This is a genomic window from Methyloterricola oryzae (assembly GCF_000934725.1).
In the GTDB taxonomy this organism is placed as follows: Bacteria; Pseudomonadota; Gammaproteobacteria; order Methylococcales; family Methylococcaceae; genus Methyloterricola; species Methyloterricola oryzae.
In genome coordinates this window covers 1-3,630 of the sequence record NZ_JYNS01000054.1, presented here as the reverse complement: position 1 = coordinate 3,630, position 3,630 = coordinate 1, and the positions used below count along the sequence as shown (strand labels likewise).

At 57.2% G+C, this 3,630-nt stretch carries 4 protein-coding genes; 2 read left to right on the top strand and 2 right to left on the bottom strand.

The features are described from left to right. Positions 1 to 230 precede the first annotated feature (230 nt). Both EK23_RS24420 and EK23_RS22245 read left to right on the top strand, forming a co-directional pair. A complete protein-coding gene (locus tag EK23_RS24420) occupies positions 231 to 956 on the top strand; it encodes a phage integrase N-terminal SAM-like domain-containing protein (RefSeq protein ID WP_052808432.1) in 726 nt (241 codons plus the stop codon). Then, positions 946 to 1,737, top strand: a complete 792-nt coding sequence (locus EK23_RS22245; RefSeq protein WP_052808431.1) for an integron integrase — start codon at positions 946 to 948, stop codon at positions 1,735 to 1,737. Before EK23_RS24420 ends, EK23_RS22245 begins: the two co-directional genes overlap by 11 nt. 229 nt (positions 1,738 to 1,966) lie before the next feature. Here the strand turns inward: EK23_RS22245 and EK23_RS21130 are convergent, their stop codons facing one another. Both EK23_RS21130 and EK23_RS23805 read right to left on the bottom strand, forming a co-directional pair. Next, positions 1,967 to 2,596: a DsbA family protein gene (locus tag EK23_RS21130; RefSeq protein ID WP_045227382.1), complete on the bottom strand. Its 630-nt coding sequence runs from the start codon at positions 2,594 to 2,596 to the stop codon at positions 1,967 to 1,969. A 386-nt stretch (positions 2,597 to 2,982) separates the two neighbouring features. Then, the coding region (locus EK23_RS23805) for a hypothetical protein (RefSeq protein WP_045227381.1) at positions 2,983 to 3,630 on the bottom strand (648 nt) is incomplete at its 5' end.

Here is a 3,630-nt window from a genome sequence, read left to right as displayed (position 1 = left end):
ACGCGCCGTTTCGATGAAGATTCGCACCTCTATCAAAACGGGTAACCCCACCTCGCGGCAAGGAACTCTGTCAGATCAAGTCTGAACTTCTACAATTGAATCGTTTCCGTATAGCTTCCCAGAATTTCTATCACGCCGCCTGGCGCTTGACAAAGTGCCTTGAAGCGCTTGGTCTATCCCTCTGTCTATCATCCCTCTGACTCAGGATAGACTGATCTGGATTGCATGACATGCTTACCCTTCCCACCGAACTGACTCGTCTCTACGAGGCCCTGCTGGCACAACATGGCGTCCTTGCGCCACAGCGCCCGTACTATCTGAAATGGCTGCGCTATTACTGGGATTTCTGTCACAAATATGCCTTGCTGTCGAGCGACCGAAAAAGTTTTCCGCCGTTTGACGAGAAGCTCTGCACCAAGGGGCAGTCAGACTCCCAGCGGCAACAGGCCCATCATGCAATCGAGCTTTACTATGAGGTCGTGTTGACCAAACGGACCGCCGGCCAGCCGCTGAATCTCTCCGCGCCCATCCGTTATCCGGCGCAGCTGGCCACGGCCGAGCCGCCGGTTCGCCCAATGGCCGCTGGCCAGAGATCACCGGTAAAGGTTGAGGCGCCTGCTCGTACTTCCCCGGCGGGCCAGACTCGGAATACCCCGACCGCCTCAGCCCATTCCGCATCACCAGCGGATTCACCTCCCGTGATCCGGGAAAACCCGCTGGTTGAACTGGGTCAAAATCACCCTGACTGTGCGGCAGAATTGCGGCTGACCGGGGCCAGTTGGGTCGAGGTCTATGATCGGCTCACCTCGGCCGTCAAAGTGCGACATTATTCCCCCAAAACGCTACAGGCCTATCGCCATTGGACCCGCAAATTTCAGTCCTTCACCAAAAGCAAGGACCCTGGGCTTCTCGCCATGGAGGACGTCAAGGACTTTCTCAGCTTTCTTGCCAATTGACCAGCGCGTGGCGGCGTCGAGCCAGAATCAGGCATTCAATGCCTTGTTGTTCCTGTTCAAGCATGTCCTGGAGAAGGATTTCGGGAAAGTCGAAGGGGGCGTGCGAGCCAAGCGGACGAAATATATTCCGGTCGTCTTGTCGCGGGCGGAGGTTGATCGTGTGATTCACTTTCTTGACTATCCCTACGACTTGGTCGCGAAGCTGCTCTATGGTTGCGGTTTGCGGCTTTTCGAATGCCTGAAACTACGGGTGCAGGATTTGAACTTCGAGATGAGAGTTCTGACCGTGCATGACGGGAAAGGACGGAAAGATCGCACCGTACCGATGCCTCTGGCGCTGGTGCCCGCACTCAAGGCGCAACTCGAAACTGTCATGCGCGTTCATCGAGAAGACCTGGCCGCCGGCTATGCGGGGACGTTTTTGCCGAGCGCCTTGGGAGGAAAGTACAAACGTGCTGATAGGGAGTTGGTCTGGCAGTGGTTGTTCTCGGCCAAAACGCTGACCAAGTTACCCAGCACCGGGGAATACCGTCGCTACCATTTGCATGAGACCCACGTCCAAGCGGCGATCAAGCAGGCAGTGCAGCGCAGCCAAATTCCCAAACGGGCGTCGGCCCATAGTTTTCGGCACAGCTTCGCCAGCTATTTGTTGCAGGCGAACTATGACATTCGGACCATCCAGGAGTTGCTGGGGCACAGCGACGTGAAAACCACGATGATTTACACCCATACCGTGCAGAGCGTCACCCTCAAGGAGGCGAAGAGTCCGTTGGATTTCTGATAATCGACCGTCCGGTTATGGGTGGGCGGCCCGCCAAATTCGAGGCCGGTTCCGAAAGTAGCCATTCGAACGAATTTGCTGGCAACGCCGAATGACCGGTTAGGCCGATTATGCGCCTGATAACCCTGATATTGAATGACAGTGACCTAGATTGCTGCTGCCATTGACCCACCAAAATGACCACGAATGATCAGGCACATCAATTTCTTCCGATTCGGTTGCGTGGTGCTCAAGACGTCCCTTCCTTAGCGCGTTGAAGAACTTCTGCAGCCCGAGCCAGAATCGGGGCCGCATCCCTATAGTCAACGGCTATGGCGTGGAGCCCGCACGGGTGCTGCAGGATCAGACTGGGAAAGCCTTGTGCGCCCAGGCGCCGAGCCAGGTCAATCTGGAATGAAAGCTCGGCCTGCGTATCCCCGGCCCCGAGATCCCTTGCGAAGCGTGATGCATCCAGCCCGAGGTCTACCGCCAACTCGATGAGCGTACTGACGTCAGAGGGATTACGCGCCTGCAGATAGTAGGACTTCTGGATGGCCAGAATCATCGGTTCCTCGAAACGGCTGCCCTGGCGGGTTGCCGCGATCACTGCTCGACAGGCCGGATAGGTCGAACGCCTGGGTGTGCAGTTCGACCAGAAGTCGAAGTTGAAATCCGTGTCCGGTACCCGTTGCTGAATCGTACGCCAGATCGACTGGATCTTCTCTCGCATGGGCTGCGGCATGGGCTCATCGGTATCCGGCGCCAGGCCGCCGAGCACGCGCTTCAGTGTCAGTGAATCGGGTCGCTGAGCCCGGAGCTCCTCCCAGACCGGATGAAAGGCCCAGCACCAGGCCGGCAGGGCATCGAGGGCGGTGCTCACGGGCAATCACTGACAGTCTGCATGGCCTTATGCTATCCGATCATCCCCATCGGCGGCACTGGAAAAAACCTGGACATCGGCTGCACGCCGCAGCCAGTATGGCCTCGTGTTGGATTCCACAAGGCCTTCCACAGGCTTCTCCCCAGAATCTGTGGAAAGACTTCGCCTGCGAGATCGACAGAATGAGTCTGGGGGCATATTGATCGCTTGAGCACTGTGCCCGCAGCCTGGCTTCAGTGGCATTTGCCATGGCTGCCGCTGGCGCGGTTTTGCGCGCAAAGGTATCCGCATGCGCATCGAACGCCAGGGCTAAGCCGTGTTTAGTATCGCAGCCAATTGAGGGCTTCTGGCGTGCCCCCAAAAGCGACACGCTTACCAGTCATTAACTACACGGACTGCTCCACTGTCACTGGTTCGTCCCTGCCTTTGTATGTGACCACCATGCGAATGATATGGGGGCCAGGGGCCAACCCCAGACGCGTGCCGGCACCATCATCCAACTCGAATGGCGCAAGGCGCTCGGTACGATAAAAAACGTCGTCCACATAGAAATCAATCGAAGCAATGCCCGTTGGCGGCCACCAGTAGAGCCACTCTGGCATGCCAACCATCCGATTAACATCCATGCAGGCATCGTCACTTCCATCAAGCACCGGGTCTGAGCTGCAGCGCAACGGGTAACTGGTGCTGAAACGTGTGTCCACGGTCAAGGGCTTGCGTCCATCCCGGAATCGCACCACGCTGCGAACAAATTGATCGTCAGCTCCCCAGCCATAGTAGGTCAAAATTGCAGGCTCTCCACCCGCCAATTCAAATGGCGCCATATATTCCGAGCGCTTGGTTTGTGAGCTGTTATGGTAAAAGTCGACCGATCTGACGGCTGTCTCCGGCCACCAGTAAACCCATTGGGGGCCGCTTGTCGCTAAACCTTCACAAGCCGGATCCTTGCCGTCCACGACGGGGTCGGAACTGCAGCGCAGTGAGTGCTTGCCCACTTCAAAGGCGGAGGTCAAGGTCTTTGTGCCGCCATGTTT